Source organism: Nereida ignava, from assembly GCF_001049735.1.
GTDB classification, from domain to species: domain Bacteria; phylum Pseudomonadota; class Alphaproteobacteria; order Rhodobacterales; family Rhodobacteraceae; genus Nereida; species Nereida ignava.
In genome coordinates this window covers 132,156-147,214 of sequence record NZ_CVPC01000009.1, presented here as the reverse complement: position 1 = coordinate 147,214, position 15,059 = coordinate 132,156, and the positions used below count along the sequence as shown (strand labels likewise).

At 53.9% G+C, this 15,059-nt stretch carries 15 protein-coding genes; 10 read left to right on the top strand and 5 right to left on the bottom strand.

What is annotated here, in order from left to right; translation table 11 throughout:
- Nucleotides 1-541: integrase core domain-containing protein (locus tag NIG5292_RS09395; protein WP_048599271.1), on the top strand; the 541-nt coding region annotated here is incomplete at its 5' end.
- On the opposite strand, the gene NIG5292_RS09390 is transcribed toward NIG5292_RS09395, so the two are convergent.
- The gene (locus NIG5292_RS09390; protein ID WP_048599270.1) at nucleotides 516-1,853 is read right to left on the bottom strand and encodes a recombinase family protein; all 1,338 of its coding nucleotides are present in this window, start codon (nucleotides 1,851-1,853) and stop codon (nucleotides 516-518) included. The genes NIG5292_RS09395 and NIG5292_RS09390 overlap by 26 nt on opposite strands.
- Before the next feature lie 3 nt (nucleotides 1,854-1,856).
- Between NIG5292_RS09390 and NIG5292_RS09385 the strand changes: the two genes are divergently transcribed.
- Entirely contained in the window at nucleotides 1,857-3,332 is a 1,476-nt protein-coding gene (locus NIG5292_RS09385) for a YifB family Mg chelatase-like AAA ATPase (protein WP_048599269.1), read from the top strand.
- A 13-nt stretch (nucleotides 3,333-3,345) separates the two neighbouring features.
- On the opposite strand, the gene gshB is transcribed toward NIG5292_RS09385, so the two are convergent.
- From gshB to rsmI, 3 genes are all read right to left on the bottom strand, one after another.
- Nucleotides 3,346-4,287, bottom strand: a complete 942-nt coding sequence (gshB, locus tag NIG5292_RS09380) for a glutathione synthase (RefSeq protein ID WP_048599268.1) — start codon at nucleotides 4,285-4,287, stop codon at nucleotides 3,346-3,348.
- A gap of 76 nt (nucleotides 4,288-4,363) precedes the next feature.
- A complete protein-coding gene (locus NIG5292_RS09375) occupies nucleotides 4,364-4,768 on the bottom strand; it encodes a YraN family protein (RefSeq protein ID WP_048599267.1) in 405 nt (134 codons plus the stop codon).
- A gap of 48 nt (nucleotides 4,769-4,816) precedes the next feature.
- A complete protein-coding gene (gene rsmI / locus NIG5292_RS09370) occupies nucleotides 4,817-5,692 on the bottom strand; it encodes a 16S rRNA (cytidine(1402)-2'-O)-methyltransferase (protein ID WP_048599266.1) in 876 nt (291 codons plus the stop codon).
- A gap of 82 nt (nucleotides 5,693-5,774) precedes the next feature.
- Here rsmI and NIG5292_RS09365 point away from each other — a divergent pair, with 82 nt between their 5' ends.
- Genes NIG5292_RS09365 through murJ form a run of 3 tightly spaced genes read left to right on the top strand, consistent with a single transcriptional unit; the run spans nucleotide 5,775 to nucleotide 11,273 of the window.
- Nucleotides 5,775-6,965 (top strand): penicillin-binding protein activator, encoded by a 1,191-nt coding sequence (locus NIG5292_RS09365; RefSeq protein WP_048599265.1) that lies wholly within the window; start codon nucleotides 5,775-5,777, stop codon nucleotides 6,963-6,965.
- Entirely contained in the window at nucleotides 6,925-9,738 is a 2,814-nt protein-coding gene (locus tag NIG5292_RS09360; RefSeq protein ID WP_082136681.1) for a [protein-PII] uridylyltransferase, read from the top strand. The genes NIG5292_RS09365 and NIG5292_RS09360 overlap by 41 nt, the downstream gene beginning before the upstream one ends.
- A complete protein-coding gene (gene murJ, locus NIG5292_RS09355; protein ID WP_048599264.1) occupies nucleotides 9,735-11,273 on the top strand; it encodes a murein biosynthesis integral membrane protein MurJ in 1,539 nt (512 codons plus the stop codon). Before NIG5292_RS09360 ends, murJ begins: the two co-directional genes overlap by 4 nt.
- A gap of 1 nt (nucleotide 11,274) precedes the next feature.
- Here murJ and NIG5292_RS09350 read toward each other — a convergent pair whose 3' ends face one another.
- Nucleotides 11,275-11,952, bottom strand: coding sequence for a rhomboid family intramembrane serine protease (locus tag NIG5292_RS09350; RefSeq protein ID WP_048599263.1), 678 nt, complete (start codon nucleotides 11,950-11,952; stop codon nucleotides 11,275-11,277).
- Nucleotides 11,953-12,027: 75 nt separating this feature from the next.
- On the opposite strand from NIG5292_RS09350, the gene trpS reads away from it, so the two are divergent.
- From trpS to tsaB, 5 genes are all read left to right on the top strand, one after another.
- Complete coding sequence (gene trpS / locus NIG5292_RS09345; protein WP_048599262.1) at nucleotides 12,028-13,047, top strand: tryptophan--tRNA ligase; 1,020 nt, start codon at nucleotides 12,028-12,030, stop codon at nucleotides 13,045-13,047.
- A gap of 37 nt (nucleotides 13,048-13,084) precedes the next feature.
- Complete coding sequence (locus NIG5292_RS09340) at nucleotides 13,085-13,303, top strand: TIGR03643 family protein (protein ID WP_233488204.1); 219 nt, start codon at nucleotides 13,085-13,087, stop codon at nucleotides 13,301-13,303.
- 77 nt (nucleotides 13,304-13,380) lie between these two features.
- Complete coding sequence (locus NIG5292_RS09335; RefSeq protein WP_048599261.1) at nucleotides 13,381-13,836, top strand: universal stress protein; 456 nt, start codon at nucleotides 13,381-13,383, stop codon at nucleotides 13,834-13,836.
- 78 nt (nucleotides 13,837-13,914) lie between these two features.
- Nucleotides 13,915-14,475, top strand: coding sequence for a NifU family protein (locus NIG5292_RS09330; RefSeq protein WP_048599260.1), 561 nt, complete (start codon nucleotides 13,915-13,917; stop codon nucleotides 14,473-14,475).
- Nucleotides 14,472-15,056, top strand: coding sequence for a tRNA (adenosine(37)-N6)-threonylcarbamoyltransferase complex dimerization subunit type 1 TsaB (tsaB, locus tag NIG5292_RS09325; protein ID WP_048599259.1), 585 nt, complete (start codon nucleotides 14,472-14,474; stop codon nucleotides 15,054-15,056). Before NIG5292_RS09330 ends, tsaB begins: the two co-directional genes overlap by 4 nt.
- Nucleotides 15,057-15,059: the final 3 nt, after the last annotated feature.

Here is a 15,059-nt window from a genome sequence, read left to right as displayed (position 1 = left end):
AGACAGTTCGGTCATCCGTTTGCGCCCAATGCATCCCAATCATGTTTGGGCAATTGATTTTGTTCACGACAAGCTGAGTAACGGGCGCAGCTACAAGATGCTGACCGTCTTAGATGAGTTTACCCGCCAAGCTCTTTGCGTTGAGGTGCAAGACAAGATGAACTCAGATGATGTTTTGCGTGTCATACATCGTTTGCTGATGAAATACGGAAAGCCTGAATGCATTCGATCTGACAATGGCGGGGAGTTCGTAGCTGAACACCTTCAAAAATGGCTCAGAAAGGTTGGCGTCAAACCAATCCAAATCTACCCAGGCAGTCCTTGGGAAAACGGTTACAATGAACGGTTCAACGGTATTCTTCGCCAAGAAGTCTTAAACGCTGAATGGTTCCACAGCATCAAACAGGCTCAGGTCGCAATCAATATTTGGCTCAAAGAATACAATCACATCAGGCCCCATCATGCACTCGGAATGCGACCTCCCATGCCAGAAACCTTATTAGAGAAATCCAAAATTAGTGGCACTGAAATTGGGGGCTAGACAACTGGGCTTCAATTTCAGCCTCGAGTTGAAGTGACCGTACTACAAGTTTGGCCTTAAGTGTTTCAGGTAGTTCGGTTTCAAACTGCGCTGCGAGAGCATTATATTTTTCATGCAATTCCGTAATCTTGGTTATGGCTGTGGCCTTATGTGCTTCAAGTTTCGTGATCTTTGAGCCGCTGTCGCTACCTAAAAACACATCGGCAAATTTTACTTCACGGACAAACCGAACAAATGCAGCTTCAAGTTCATCATAGCGCCATGCGGGGGCTGTACACCCTGCTTTCTCCAATGAGTTAGTGCAACGTAAATATTTGTACCCGCCCTTCGCTTTACTGTATTTGCTGCGAAGAAGACATGAGCCACCACAGGTTCCACATTTAATAAGTCCAGTAAAAAGGTTAGTGAATGCTTCCCCCTTGCGACCTGCACCCTTCACAGACCGTCCCTTGGCACGACTCTGTGCTAGGTTAAATGTGTCTTGAGAGATAATTGCGGGAAAATAATCTTCGATGGGATTACCAACCGCTTCTTGTTTGCCATTTACTCTGCTGTGAGGTTGGAACATGCCATATACAGCAGGGTTTTTGAGTATCTTGGCCACAAAACTCTGGTTCCATTTCTTGGCTGTAGTAATCGGAGGATATTTGTCGATATTCTCATTCAGGTGGCGGGTGATTGTAAACAGACCTTGCCCATCAACAGACCAATCATAGATCAACCTAACAGTTGCAGCTTTGACCTCAATGATTTGGATTTCTTGCCGATCAGCACTCACTTTCAACCAAGCAGGAACATTTCTTGTAAGCTTCCTATCACCAATATCCTCACGTTTTCGTTGCCAAGCAGCACTGATCCGTTTGGACTTGATAACTGACTCTTCATTGGCCCGTACCATAACTCCAAGACTGGTGAACAACTGTCCAATATTTTCAGAAACGCTTTCGGCGGTGTAGTGCTGATTATCTATGAGCGTGACTATGCCAATATCTTTTTGAAGGATACTGGTGAACTGATTGAATGCTATGAGAACACTGTCACGGGACAAACGGTCAAGACTTTCAACAAGCAACACAGAACCAGCTTCAATGTTGCCAGCATCAATGGCAACAATGAATACGCCCAGCGCACCTTCTGTGATATTCTTACCCTTGAATGCAGAGATGCCAATATCAGACATAGTTTCTACAAGATCATATCCGTGTTGGTCTGCATATATCTTTGATGCTTCCATCTGGCGGCGGATACCATCACCAACCTTCTGTTGGTCGTTGGATATTCGTAGATAACTATAGGCTTTTATTTTGGTCATGTTTTGGTCCCTTTTATACAGAAACCATTATATCAAAGTGGTTTCCAAATATATTACTTTATTTCCGTTGTTGGACTGCCAGACAAAGCCGTTTCCGAAGCCAAAGAACGTGTCCGTTCCGCGCTAGCCGAACTCGCCATTGCGCTGCCATCGCGCAAGATCACCATCAACTTATCACCGGCTGACCTGCCCAAAGAGGGGTCTCATTTCGACCTGCCCATCGCCATCGCGCTACTAACCGCCATCGGAATTATTCCCGACGATACAGCTGAAGCAATCGTTTCCATTGGGGAATTATCCCTCGACGGTAGCTTGATTGCCGTATCGGGGGCCTTACCCGCGGCGATGACAGCTGCAGAGAACGAACGCACATTCATCTGCCCCGCACCATGTGGACCAGAAGCGGCTTGGGTTGGAGGCGCAAAAGTCATCGCCCCATCTTCGCTAAACGAAACACTGCGGCATCTAAGCGGGCAAAGCATCATCGAACCCGCACAACCCGGTGAGGTCTCCAGCCCAGCGCACCAAAAAGACCTGGCCGAAGTCAAAGGACAGGAACACGCGAAACGCGCGCTCGAAATCGCGGCAGCAGGGCGCCACAATTTATTAATGGTCGGCACACCTGGATCTGGAAAATCTATGCTGGCCGCACGCATGCCATCCATTCTGCCACTGCTTTCACCCACCGAAGCCCTTGAGACGTCAATGATCCAGTCGCTTGCAGGTCTTTTGCGCGAGGGCGGAATTTCGCGGCAAGGACCCTTTTGTGACCCGCATCATACGGCTTCAAAACCGGCAATCGTTGGAGGCGGACGCGGCGCAAAACCTGGCCAAATCTCTTTGGCCCACAACGGCGTTTTGTTCTTGGATGAGTTGCCAGAGTTTTCACGATCTGTCCTGGAAACACTACGGCAGCCCTTGGAGACAGGCGAGGTGATGGTCGCACGCGCAAACGCTCATGTGCGCTATCCCTGCAAGTTCATATTGCTCGCTGCTGCAAACCCCTGTCGATGTGGCTATCTTTCAGATGCCGCACGCGCATGCGCCAAAGCGCCAAAATGCGGGGACGATTATTTGGGCAAACTATCGGGCCCCCTGTTGGACAGATTTGACTTACGCGTTGATTTGCCATCGGTCCGATTTCAAGATCTTGATGGGCCATCCGCCGGTGAAAGCTCGACTGTTGTTGCGGCACGTGTAAAGGCCGCGCGCGACATTCAAATCGCGCGCTTTGCCGAATCCGAATTTCGCGTAAATGCTGATGTAGACGGCGCTACATTGGAGCAAATAGCTGCATCTTGTCCCGACGGACGCACGTTGTTGTTGCGCGCCGCAGATCGGTTTGGACTTAGCGCCCGCGGGTACCACCGCGTCCTGCGCGTGGCGCGAACAATTGCGGATCTTGAGGGCTGTGAAAACATTGCCCGCCATCACATCGCCGAGGCACTTGGCTTTCGAATGGCAGGCTTCGCGCCATAAAGCGGAAGTCTATTCAGGCGCGCTTGGCTTCAATTGCTTGCCAAATTTTCTCTGCAACGTTGGTTCCGTCAAACCGTTCCAATTCCTGAATGCCCGTCGGAGACGTCACGTTGATTTCGGTCAAATAGTCACCAATCACATCGATACCTACAAAAACCTGTCCCTTTTCACGCAAAAGCGGCCCAATACGCTCACAAATCTCAATATCCCGCGCGGTCAGCGCTACTTTTTCAGGTCTGCCGCCTACGTGCATGTTGCTGCGCGTTTCGCCTTTAGCAGGTACGCGGTTAATCGCACCTACGGGCTCACCATCCACAAGGATCACGCGTTTATCGCCATTGGAAACGTCAGGTAAAAATTTCTGCACAATGAGCGGTTCGCGATTAATGCCGCTGAAGAGCTCGTGCAAAGAAGTAAGGTTGTTGTCTGCTTCGGTCAGCTTGAACACTCCCGCACCGCCATTTCCGTAAAGAGGCTTGAGGATAACGGTGCCATGTTTCGCTTTGAACGCCTTAATCGTCTCCAAATCACGAGCAACAGTAGTTGGAGGCGTGAGGTCGGGAAAATCCAAAACCAACAGCTTTTCAGGATAGTTTCTCACCCAGAAAGGATCGTTAACCACAAGGGTGTCCGGATGAATGCGGTCTAGCAGGTGGGTCGTTGTGATATACCCCATGTCAAAAGGCGGATCTTGGCGCAGCCAAACCACATCCATCTCTGCAAGATCAGCTTCGGTTTTTTCACCTAAGCTGAAGTGATTTCCTTTTTCACGTTTTACTGTGAGCGGCCAGCCGGTGGCAGTGATCCGGCCCTCTTGGTACGCAAGCATATCGGGCGTGTAATAAAACAGTTCATGCCCGCGCAATTGTGCCTGTTCGGCGATGCGAAACGTGCTGTCGGCATCAATATCAATTGGGCCAATTGGGTCCATCTGAAAAGCAATTTTCAAGCTCATGGGGCGTTCCTTTACTCACTGCGCCATACATGGGGCACAGATGCAGGTAAGGCAATGGGCACAAGAACGGAGCCGATCAATACCCGCCAAAAGCATTTTCGATCACATCAATTGCGCCGTATTGATCCACCAATGCCACGTCAAAGCGCATTGGGGTCAACAGACCCATCGGCTCAGAGCCCACGTATTCCAGCGCTACTCTACAGATACGGTCCATTTGACGGCGCGAGAGGCGCTGTGCTGCTTGGGCATGTGTCTTGCTTTTCTTAACTTCGACAAAAACCAACTCATCCGCGTCGCGCACAACCAAATCGATTTCACCTGCACGGCCACGATATCTTTGCTGCAACAGCGTTTTGCCAGCGCGTTGATAATGTCGCGCAGCAGTCTCTTCTGCGGCGAGACCTGCGTGGTAAGATGTTTGGCCCCTGTGCTGCTTGGCAATAACAGCCGTAGGACGTTCAAGAACCAGTTCTAACATTTAACAATCCCTACTCTCTAACACAGCTATAACAACGTTTGGTTTCACTCAGCCCGCAGCCTTATGCAAAGCTAGCGCTTGTTGGTAGATTTCACGCTTTGGTCTGCCATACATATCCGCAACGATTGCTGCGGCGTCTTTCACCGAATGCTCTGCCAAAGCATCCTTCAAAGCTGCGTCAACATCTTCATCTGTTGCCGAGCCGACGGGCGCTTTGTCTAGCATGACCACCATCTCACCCTTGAACGTGCGCCCTTCTGCCAGAGCTTGTACCTCAGATACAGTCCCGCGCAAAACCTCTTCGAACCTTTTGGTTAACTCTCTTGCAACAGCTATTTGGCGCTCTGGTTCAACGATATCACTCAAATCTTCTAACATTGCCTTAATGCGCTTGGGGCTTTCGAAAACGATCATTGTTCCATCACTTTTCGCAATGCCCGACAGGAACGCGCGCCGCGCCCCCTTCGCGTTCGGCACAAAACCCGCGAATGTGAAACGGTCATTCGGCAAACCTGCAACCGTAAGCGCCGCAAGCACCGCAGACGGTCCAGGCGCAGAGGTAACCAAAACATCCGCCTCAATCGCGCCGCGCATCAATCCATAACCCGGATCGGCCACCAAAGGCGTTCCTGCATCAGACGCATAGGCCACAGATTTGCCCGCCTCTATCGCAGCAATCAATTTCGGGCGGACTTTTTCGCCATTATGATCGTGATAAGACACAAGCTGGCGATCCCCGAGCGCGATCCCGTGAATATCCATCAATTTACGTGTGTTTCGCGTGTCTTCCGCTGCAATCACATCAGCAGAGGCCAATATATCGAGCGCCCGCAACGTAATATCACGCGCTGTACCAATTGGGGTCGCCACAAAATAAAGGCCCGCTGCCAAACGCTCAACACGGTGAACTTGGGAATGATTCATGCCTAGACCCGCCTAGTGATATATCTATGATACGCAGCAAGGGTCCGAAGGTTGGCCCACCACGAGGGAGTTTTGGTTTACCATGGTTACGCGTACACGCAATCGTATCACTTTCAGCCCGCGCCGTGCAGCACTGCGCCTTGTGGGGGCAGCTGCGTTGCTTGCCCTTGCCGCTTGCAACCCAACTTCCGTGGGCGGCCTGTCAGGGCAAAGCGTGAACCCAAACAAAACAGTCCAAATTGCGCTATTGGTGCCAAACGGGTCAGGCCGCGAAAGCGATGCACTTCTGGCACGCAACCTTGAAAACGCTGCACGTCTTGCCATTGCGGATCAGACGAATGCCAAGATTGACCTGCGCGTTTACGACACGGCAGGCACCCCGCAGCAGGCCTCAAACGCCGCGATCGCTGCCGTAAATGACGGCGCCAAAATTATCCTCGGGCCACTTTATGCAGAGGCTGCAAACGCCGCGGCAGTAGCCATCGCTGGCACAAACACAAATGTCTTGGCCTTCTCCAACAACGCATCTATCGCCGGTGGTAACCTTTTCATTCTGGGGCCAACATTTGAGAATACAGCAAACCGTTTGGTGAATTATGGCCGTCAAATTGGCAAAACCAACATTTTGATCGCCCATGCAGAAGAACTCGCAGGGCAAGTTGGCCGAGATGCTATTATCAGTGCAGCAAACCGCAATGGGGCCACGATTACAGGCGTTGAAAGCTATCCGTTCAGCCAAGACGGCATCAACAACGCCGCCCGCCGCATCAGCGCGACAGTCAAGGAAACCGGTGCAGATACGCTGTTTGTGACAGCGGGCCCTGAGTCCGACTTGCCGTTTTTGATGACAGCCCTGCCCGAGCGTGGCCTTGGGATGGATATTCAGCTGATGGGACTGACACGGTGGAGCTCACAGCCACAGTCACTTGCCCTGCCAGGCCTGCAAGGTGGTGTGTTCACACTACCCGACCAAGCGCTTGAACGTAACTTTGCTGCCCGCTACCAAGCGGAATATTCCGAACGCCCGCACCCCATCGCAGGTCTTTCTTACGACGGTATCGCTGCAATCGGCGCACTTTTGGCCCAAGGCCGCTCTGACGCGCTGACTTCACCAAGCCTTACCCGCCAATCGGGATTTGTCGGCACCCAAGGCATCTTCCGCCTTATGCCCGACGGCACAAACGAGCGCGGCCTTGCTGTCGCGAAAATTGAAAACAATCAGGTGGCAATCCTTGACCCAGCTCCCAAAAACTTCAGCGGCGCTGGTTTCTGACGCCGACGATTTTGAACATGAAGGTCCGGAGCCCCTTGTGGCGCCGGCCTTTGTCGTTTTCGATCAAGCCGCAGCCCAAGACGACCTGACGCGCATCCTTGACGACTGTGCGGATGCGAAAGCCATTCGTGCCGCAACCGTAGACTACCTTAAAGACGCGAATGCCAAGGGCCGCGCCGTCATCAAAAAGGCATTTCTGGCCGAACCAACCCACGCGCGCCCAACAACAGCGGCCTATGCATTTTTGACGGACGGACTTGTGCGCACAGTGCATTGGGTTGCCGAGACGTATCTGCACCGCAACACCAACCCCACTAAAGGTGAGCGGCTTGCCGTTATTGCCGTGGGTGGCTATGGCCGCGCAGAAATGGCGCCACATTCAGACGTGGACTTGCTGTTTCTTACCCCCACCAAAATCACAGCTTGGGCCGAGAGTACGATTGAATCGATGCTCTACATGCTGTGGGATTTGCGTCTGAAAGTTGGCCAAGCCAGCCGGACCATCGCGGACTGTATCAGACTTGGCCGCGAAGATTTCACCATCCGTACCTCGCTTGTTGAGCAACGCTATATCTGCGGTGATCAGACGTTGGGCGATGAATTGCGCGACCAACTTTGGACTGACCTCTTTCAGTCCACGGCGTCCGAATTCATTGAAGCCAAACTTGAGGAACGCGCCGAGCGGCACCGCAAGCAAGGCGGACAGCGCTACATGGTTGAGCCAAATGTAAAAGAAGGCAAAGGCGGTCTGCGCGATCTACAATCGCTCTTTTGGATGAACAAATACCTGCACGGCGTTGATGACCCCGGCAACCTCGTTGAGCTTGGCGTTTTCACCGATGACGAGTTCGAGACTTTCCTGCGTGCAGAAGACTTTTTATGGGCAACGCGGTGCCATCTGCATTTGGTAGCTTCACGCCCCGTGGATCAGCTGACGTTTGATATGCAAGTCGAGGTGGCTGATGCGATGGGCTATACCGATCATTCGGGGCGTCGCGGCGTTGAGCATTTCATGCAGGCCTACTTCCGTCACGCCACTTCTGTTGGTGAGCTAACCCGCATATTCTTAACGGCTCTTGAGAACGACCACCTCAAATCTGAACCAATGTTAATGCGTATTTTCAAACGCAAACCACGGGTGCGCGCGCCTTTTGCAATTGAGCAAAACCGCATCACGGTGCCTGACCCAGAGGTGTTCGTTGAAACGCCCGTGAATATGCTGCGTATCTTTGAAGAAGCACTGCGCACGGGCACTTTGATCCATCCCAACGCGATGCGGATTTTGGCCGCCAACATTCCACTGGTCGACAATAACTTGCGCAGCACCCCTGAGGCCAAGCGCATCTTTCTCGACTTGCTTCTCAAACACGACAACCCCGAACGCTCGCTACGCCGAATGAACGAGCTTGGAGTGCTTTCCGCATTCATCCCCGAATTTGAGCCGATCGTCGCAATGATGCAATTCAATATGTATCACAGCTACACTGTTGATGAGCACACCATCCAGACGATCAGCCATCTGCACCGCATTGAGAAAGGTGAGCTGCTTGAAGACCTACCCGTGGCGTCTGACATCATTCAAAGCGGCATCAACCGCAAGGTACTTTACGTAGCACTATTGCTGCACGATATCGGCAAAGGACGGCCCGAGGACCACTCAATCCTTGGTGCACAAATCGCTCGAAAAGTCTGCCCACGTTTGGGGCTGAGCAAATCAGAATGTGAAACCGTCGAGTGGCTAGTGCGCTACCACTTGCTGATGTCAGACACGGCACAAAAACGCGATATTGCTGATCCGCGCACGGTGCGCGACTTTGCCAAGGCAGTGAAATCTGTTGGGCGGCTGGATTTGTTGTTGCTTGTCACTGTGTGTGACATTCGCGGCGTGGGTCCTGACACGTGGAACAACTGGAAAGCCTCGCTGTTGCGCGCGCTTTACCGCCAGACCCGCCGCGCCCTTGAGGGCGGCATGGAGGCGCTGAACCGTGAAACCCGCGGTGCAGAGGCGAAAAAGACGTTGCGCGCGGCACTTCCGGATTGGGGCACAAAGGATCTTCGGGTTGAGACAAACAGGCACTACCCTCCTTATTGGCAAGGCTTGCACGTGACGGCCCACGTTGATGTGGCGCATCTTTTGCGCGGCATTGGCGACGCGGATATTCGCGTCAAACTGACCATGGATGAAGACCGCGACGCCACCCGCGCGGTTTGTGTCATGGCCGATCACCCAGGCATTTTCAGCCGCATTGCAGGCGCGTTAGCCTTGGTTGGCGCAAACATTGTGGACGCACGGACGTTCACCACCAAAGACGGCTACGCAACAGCCGCGTTTTGGGTGCAAGACGCCAATGAGACCCCCTTTGAGGCCAGCCGCCTGCCCCGTCTTGAACAAATGATCGGCAAGACCCTGCGCGGCGAGGTCATCACCCGCGACGCGCTCGCGCCAAAGGACAAAATCAAGAAACGCGAAAAAGCGTTCCGCGTGCCCACAACAATCACTTTCGATAACGACGGCTCGGATATTTACACAATCATTGAGGTCGACACCCGTGACCGCCCAGGCCTGCTTCATGATCTGACCCGCACGCTGGCAGCCGCCAATATCAACATCGGCAGCGCGATCATCGCCACCTACGGCGAACAGGTCGTGGATGCGTTCTACGTCAAAGATATGTTCGGCCTTAAATTCTACTCCGAGAGCAAACAAAAAAGTCTTGAGCGGAATTTACGCGACGCCATTGAGCGCGGCGTGGAGCGTGCAGCCGAGGCATGAAACGCATCCGTCTCATCTCAGGCATGCTCACTGTGGGGGGCTGGACGTTGCTCAGCCGCATTTTGGGGTTTGTGCGCGACATCACCATTGCGGCATTTCTGGGGGCGGGCCCTGTGGCCGAAGCGTTCCTGATCGCATTTTCACTGCCAAATATGTTCCGCCGTTTCTTTGCAGAAGGGGCGTTCAACATGGCCTTCGTGCCCATGTTCTCCAAAAAGCTCGAAGCAAATGACGGCGCCCTGCCTTTCGCCCGTGATGCGTTCACGGGGCTGGCTGCGGTATTGATCGGACTGACCGTGCTGGCCCTGTTTGCAATGCCCGCGCTTGTTTACGCCATGGCCGCGGGGTTTGCAGGCGACGCCCGCTTTAATCTTGCGGTAAGCTTCGGACGTATTGCTTTTGCCTATATCATCTTCATTTCGCTGGCCGCCCTTTTGTCAGGGGTGCTTAACGCCACAGGCCGTTTTGTAGCCGCAGCCGCAGCCCCTGCATTGCTAAACGTTGCCTTCATCGCAGCACTGATGTTGGCCTACCAAATGGGCTGGGACATGGGGCGCACATTGGCGTGGGCCGTGCCCATTGCGGGCATTGCACAATTCGCTTTGGTCTGGAGCGCCGCTGCGCGGGCTGGCTTTAGGATCACACCCGCCAGGCCGCGCATGACGCCCGAACTAAAGCGGCTGATGCTGGTCATGGGCCCCGCGATGCTTGCAGGCGGTGTGGTTCAGATCAACCTTTTGATCGGGCGGCAGATCGCCAGCCAATTTGACGGCGCAATCGCGTGGCTAAACTACGCAGATCGCCTTTATCAGCTCCCCCTTGGTGTTGTCGCCATTGCCATCGGTGTGGTGCTTTTGCCGGACCTCAGCCGCAAACTTGAGGCCAATGATACCGTTGGTGGCCGTGATGCGTTCAACCGCGCAACAGAACTAAGCCTTGCGCTGACGGTTCCCGCATCAGTCGCACTTATCGTCATCCCACTGCCACTGATCAGTGTGCTCTTTCAACGCGGCGCATTTGCTTTCACTGATGCCCAGGCAACCGCGTGGGCTGTGGCAATCTACGGGCTTGGACTTCCTGCGTTTGTGCTTCAAAAAACGCTGCAGCCGCTTTTCTTTGCCCGTCACGACACAAAGCGACCGTTCTATTTTGCGCTGGTCTCCCTGTTCATCAATGCCCTGGTGGCGGTGGGGCTATCGCCGCTTATCGGATTTACAGCCGCCGCGTGGGGCACGTCTCTGGCGGGATGGGGCATGGCGGCACTACTATGGATCAAAACTAAACCCATGGGCGATGCGGCCAGTTTTGACGCCCGCTTCAAAACACGCCTGCCGCGGATCATCGCAGCCTCTGGCATTATGGGTGCCAGCCTATGGGGCGTTGCAAGCACGCTGACACCGGTCCTTTATGACAGCCCGTGGCGCGGGCTTGGGCTGCTTGCGCTTTGCGCCACAGGGATCGTCGTGTACGGCGTTGCAGGGCAAATTTTAGGCGCCTTCAAAATGCAGGATTTCCGACAGGCACTGCGCAGATAAATCAGTTGCGGCGAATGCGTGCCAAAATGCCAGCCCAACCACCAGGGCGCACAATTCCGCTAAGCAAAAAGCCTGCCGCAAAGCCAACTGCATCCGCGATCCAAGTGTTGTTAGACCCAAACAACAAGGCAAAAAGCAGCTGAATGCCCAGCAAGAACCCAATCAACATGAACGCGCGCACTTGTGGCTCGCCTCGCGCAGCAAGCTGTGCGGCCAATAAATACGTGAACGCGCCAATAAGACCATACGCACCGGGATAGCCTCCCACCAGTGGCGATGGATCATCAAATGCCAACCCAAAAGCCAAAGCACCCACGATGGAAGAGACGAAGAACACCAAAAACGCCGGAATACCGCCAAACGCATCGGACACAGATTTACCAAGCGCTAACACGAACACCCCTGCAAAAAGGGCCTGCGTCAGGGAAAGGTGCACAAAGGGGTAGGTAAGAAACCGCTTCAATCGGTCCAGCGTCCAAATTCCGCGCTCAAGACCATCATCTATGATCTGGCCGTAAAAGCCGTAGTCTTGGATCGCAGCCAGCCGCCAACCTGACGCCTCGGGACCACCTACGAAACCAGTCCCCCCAAGCGCAAACATCAACTCGGGGATCACAAATCCTGCAGTAAGCAAAAGCACAACGGGGTGCAGGGGGTGGACAACGGGTTGTTGGTTCATCTTGTCGGCTCCTTGACGGATTGCTGTGTCATAGGTAATCGCTGCGACAGTTTTGCACCAGATGGAATGTCAGTCATGAGCACGTCACAGTTCACCCCACGCGTCTTTTCCGGCATCCAGCCATCTGGTGGGTTGACCCTTGGCAACTACCTTGGCGCGATGAAACGCTTTGTGGACATGCAAGACGCCGGCACCCACGAAACGATTTACTGCATGGTGGATTTACACGCGATCACTGTTGCCCAAGACCCCAAAGATCTTGCTCATAACACACGCGAGCTTTGCGCAGGTTTCATCGCCAGCGGCATTGATCCCGAGAAATCCGTTTTGTTCAATCAATCCCAAGTGCCCGAGCACGCGCAACTTGGATGGATTTTCAACTGCGTGGCGCGCATGGGCTGGATGGGCCGCATGACCCAGTGGAAAGACAAAGCGGGCAAAAACGCAGAACAAGCCTCGCTTGGGTTGTTTGCCTACCCTGCCCTGATGGCCGCAGATATTCTAGTTTATCACGCCACGCACGTGCCTGTGGGCGAAGACCAAAAACAACACCTTGAGCTGACCCGCGACATTGCCGCCAAATTTAACCACGACTACGGCGTCGACTTTTTCCCAATCACCGAACCAGTGATTGAAGGGGCGGCCACCCGTGTGATGTCATTGCGCGATGGCACCAAGAAAATGTCAAAGTCTGACCCGTCTGATCTGAGCCGGATCAACATGACAGATACCGCTGACGCGATTGCCAAAAAGATCCGCAAGGCCAAAACAGATCCCGAACCGCTTCCCGAAGCGCTTGATGGGTTGGACGAGCGCCCGGATGCGCGCAATCTTGTGAACATCTACGCCGCTTTGGCTGAAATCACTCCACAACAAGTGCTGGACCAGCATGCTGGCTCTCAATTTGGCACGTTCAAGCCTGTGCTTGCTGATCTGGCTGTTGAAAAGCTTGCCCCCATCGGCACTGAAATGTCGCGCTTGATGGAAGACCAAGCCGAGATCGACCGCATTCTGGCCCGCGGTGCAGAACGGGGCCGCGAGATTGCAGCGCCAATTCTTGCAAAAACACTCGAAATTGTGGGGATGGTCCGCTAACGCACGCCACACCCTTGGCACATGGAACAGGCGCGTTATGTCTGGCAGCATGACAGACCTTTCCGAAGCCGACATCAGTGCCATCATTGAAATGGCCCTCTCCGATCACACTGCATTCGCCGATATCGAACGCGAATACGGTCTGAAGGACAAAGAGGTCAAAGCGTTGATGCGTTCAAATCTCAAAACATCCAGCTACCGCACGTGGCGAAAAAGGGTACGCACCTTTGGTGATCGGCGCGCGCATTACAAATAGTCACATCTTTCGATTGCCAGCGCCGTGCACTGCCGTCATGATCGCATCGGTTAGCATCCCGAGGGAGGGGAAAGATTATGCGTAAGTTCCTTGTCGTCTTGGACGACAGCCGCGAATGCCTCAACGCGATGCGATTTGCGGCCATGCGTGCGTCCAAAACTGGTGGCGGCGTGGAAATCCTCTCGGTCATTCCTCCAGAGGAGTTCAACCACTGGATCGGTGTTGCCGACATCATGCGCGCCGAAGCCCGCGAGCGGATCGAAGTGCATTTTGAGGTCTACGCCAAATGGATGCGCGACAAACTCTCGATTGAGCCAGAATTGGTGATCCGTGAAGGCCGCCCGTCCGAAGAGATCGTACAACAGATTATGGATGATCCAGAAGTCGGTATTTTGGTGTTGGGCGCGGCTACGGACAAAAAGGGCCCTGGCCCGCTTGTCACACAAATGACCAAAAACGCAGGCGCGCTTCCCGTGCCAATGACCATTGTTCCCGGCGACATCAGCAAAGAAAAGCTGGAAGCGATCACCTAAATTACGTTTTAGAACCATTCTAAACTATTGACTAAATGGCGCAGCGATCGCATATCTGGTGCAAAGGAGACCTTTCCGATGTTCATTCAAACCGAGTCCACGCCAAACCCTGCCACGTTGAAGTTCCTCCCGGGACAAGAAGTGCTCGACATGGGTACGGCAGATTTCACGACCCCAGAAGCCGCTGCCTCATCGCCGCTGGCCACGCGTCTGTTCGCGGTGCAAGGCGTAACAGCTGTGTTCTTTGGTCTGGACTTTGTGACAGTGACCAAAGCCGATGACGCCGAATGGGATCACCTGAAGCCAGCCCTTCTTGGCGCGATCATGGAGCATTTTCAGTCCGGTCAACCCGTTATGGAAGGCGAAAACACCTCGTCTGGTCACGCTGAACATACTGGCGAAGACGGCGAGATTGTTGGCCAGATTAAGGAACTTCTCGACACGCGCGTGCGTCCGGCAGTTGCACAAGATGGTGGTGATATTACGTTCCACGGCTTTGATCGCGGCATCGTATATCTGCACATGCAAGGTGCTTGCGCGGGATGCCCATCATCCACGCTGACCCTTAAAATGGGCATTGAGAACTTGTTGCGCCACTATATCCCCGAGGTGATCGAAGTGCGTCCAGTCGCCGCGTGATCCTCGCCTTCGACACCTCTGGCCCACATATCGCCGTCTGCGTTTTGGACGGCGATACCGTTTGTGCCGCCTCGTTCGACGAAATGGCAAAAGGCCAAGCCGAACAGCTATTTCCCAAGATCGAGGACGCGCTTGCAAAGGCCGGCGCGACCTATGCCGACATCACCCGTATAGGCGTGGGCACAGGGCCCGGAAATTTTACGGGCATTCGCATTTCCGTTTCTGCAGCGCGCGGTTTGGCGTTGTCCCTTGGAGTTCCCGCAATTGGTGTGACAGCGCTCGAAGCCTACGCATTGGACGCACCGCAGCCAGTTGTATCGCTTGTGGATGCAAAGCGCGGCAACGTCTACGCCCAGCGCTTTGGCACAGATCCAACAGAACCAGTTTTCACGGATGTCGAAAGCGCGAACCCAGATGGAATCGCAACTGTTACGGCGCAGACTGCAGCGCATCAAATTGCTGTGGCCATCGCAAAGCTTACCGCTGCTAAATCGCCCCAAGACGCCCCGCCGACGCCATTTTATATGCGCCCAGCGGATGCTGCCCCCTCACGAGACACACCCCCGCGCATTTTGGCATAGGCA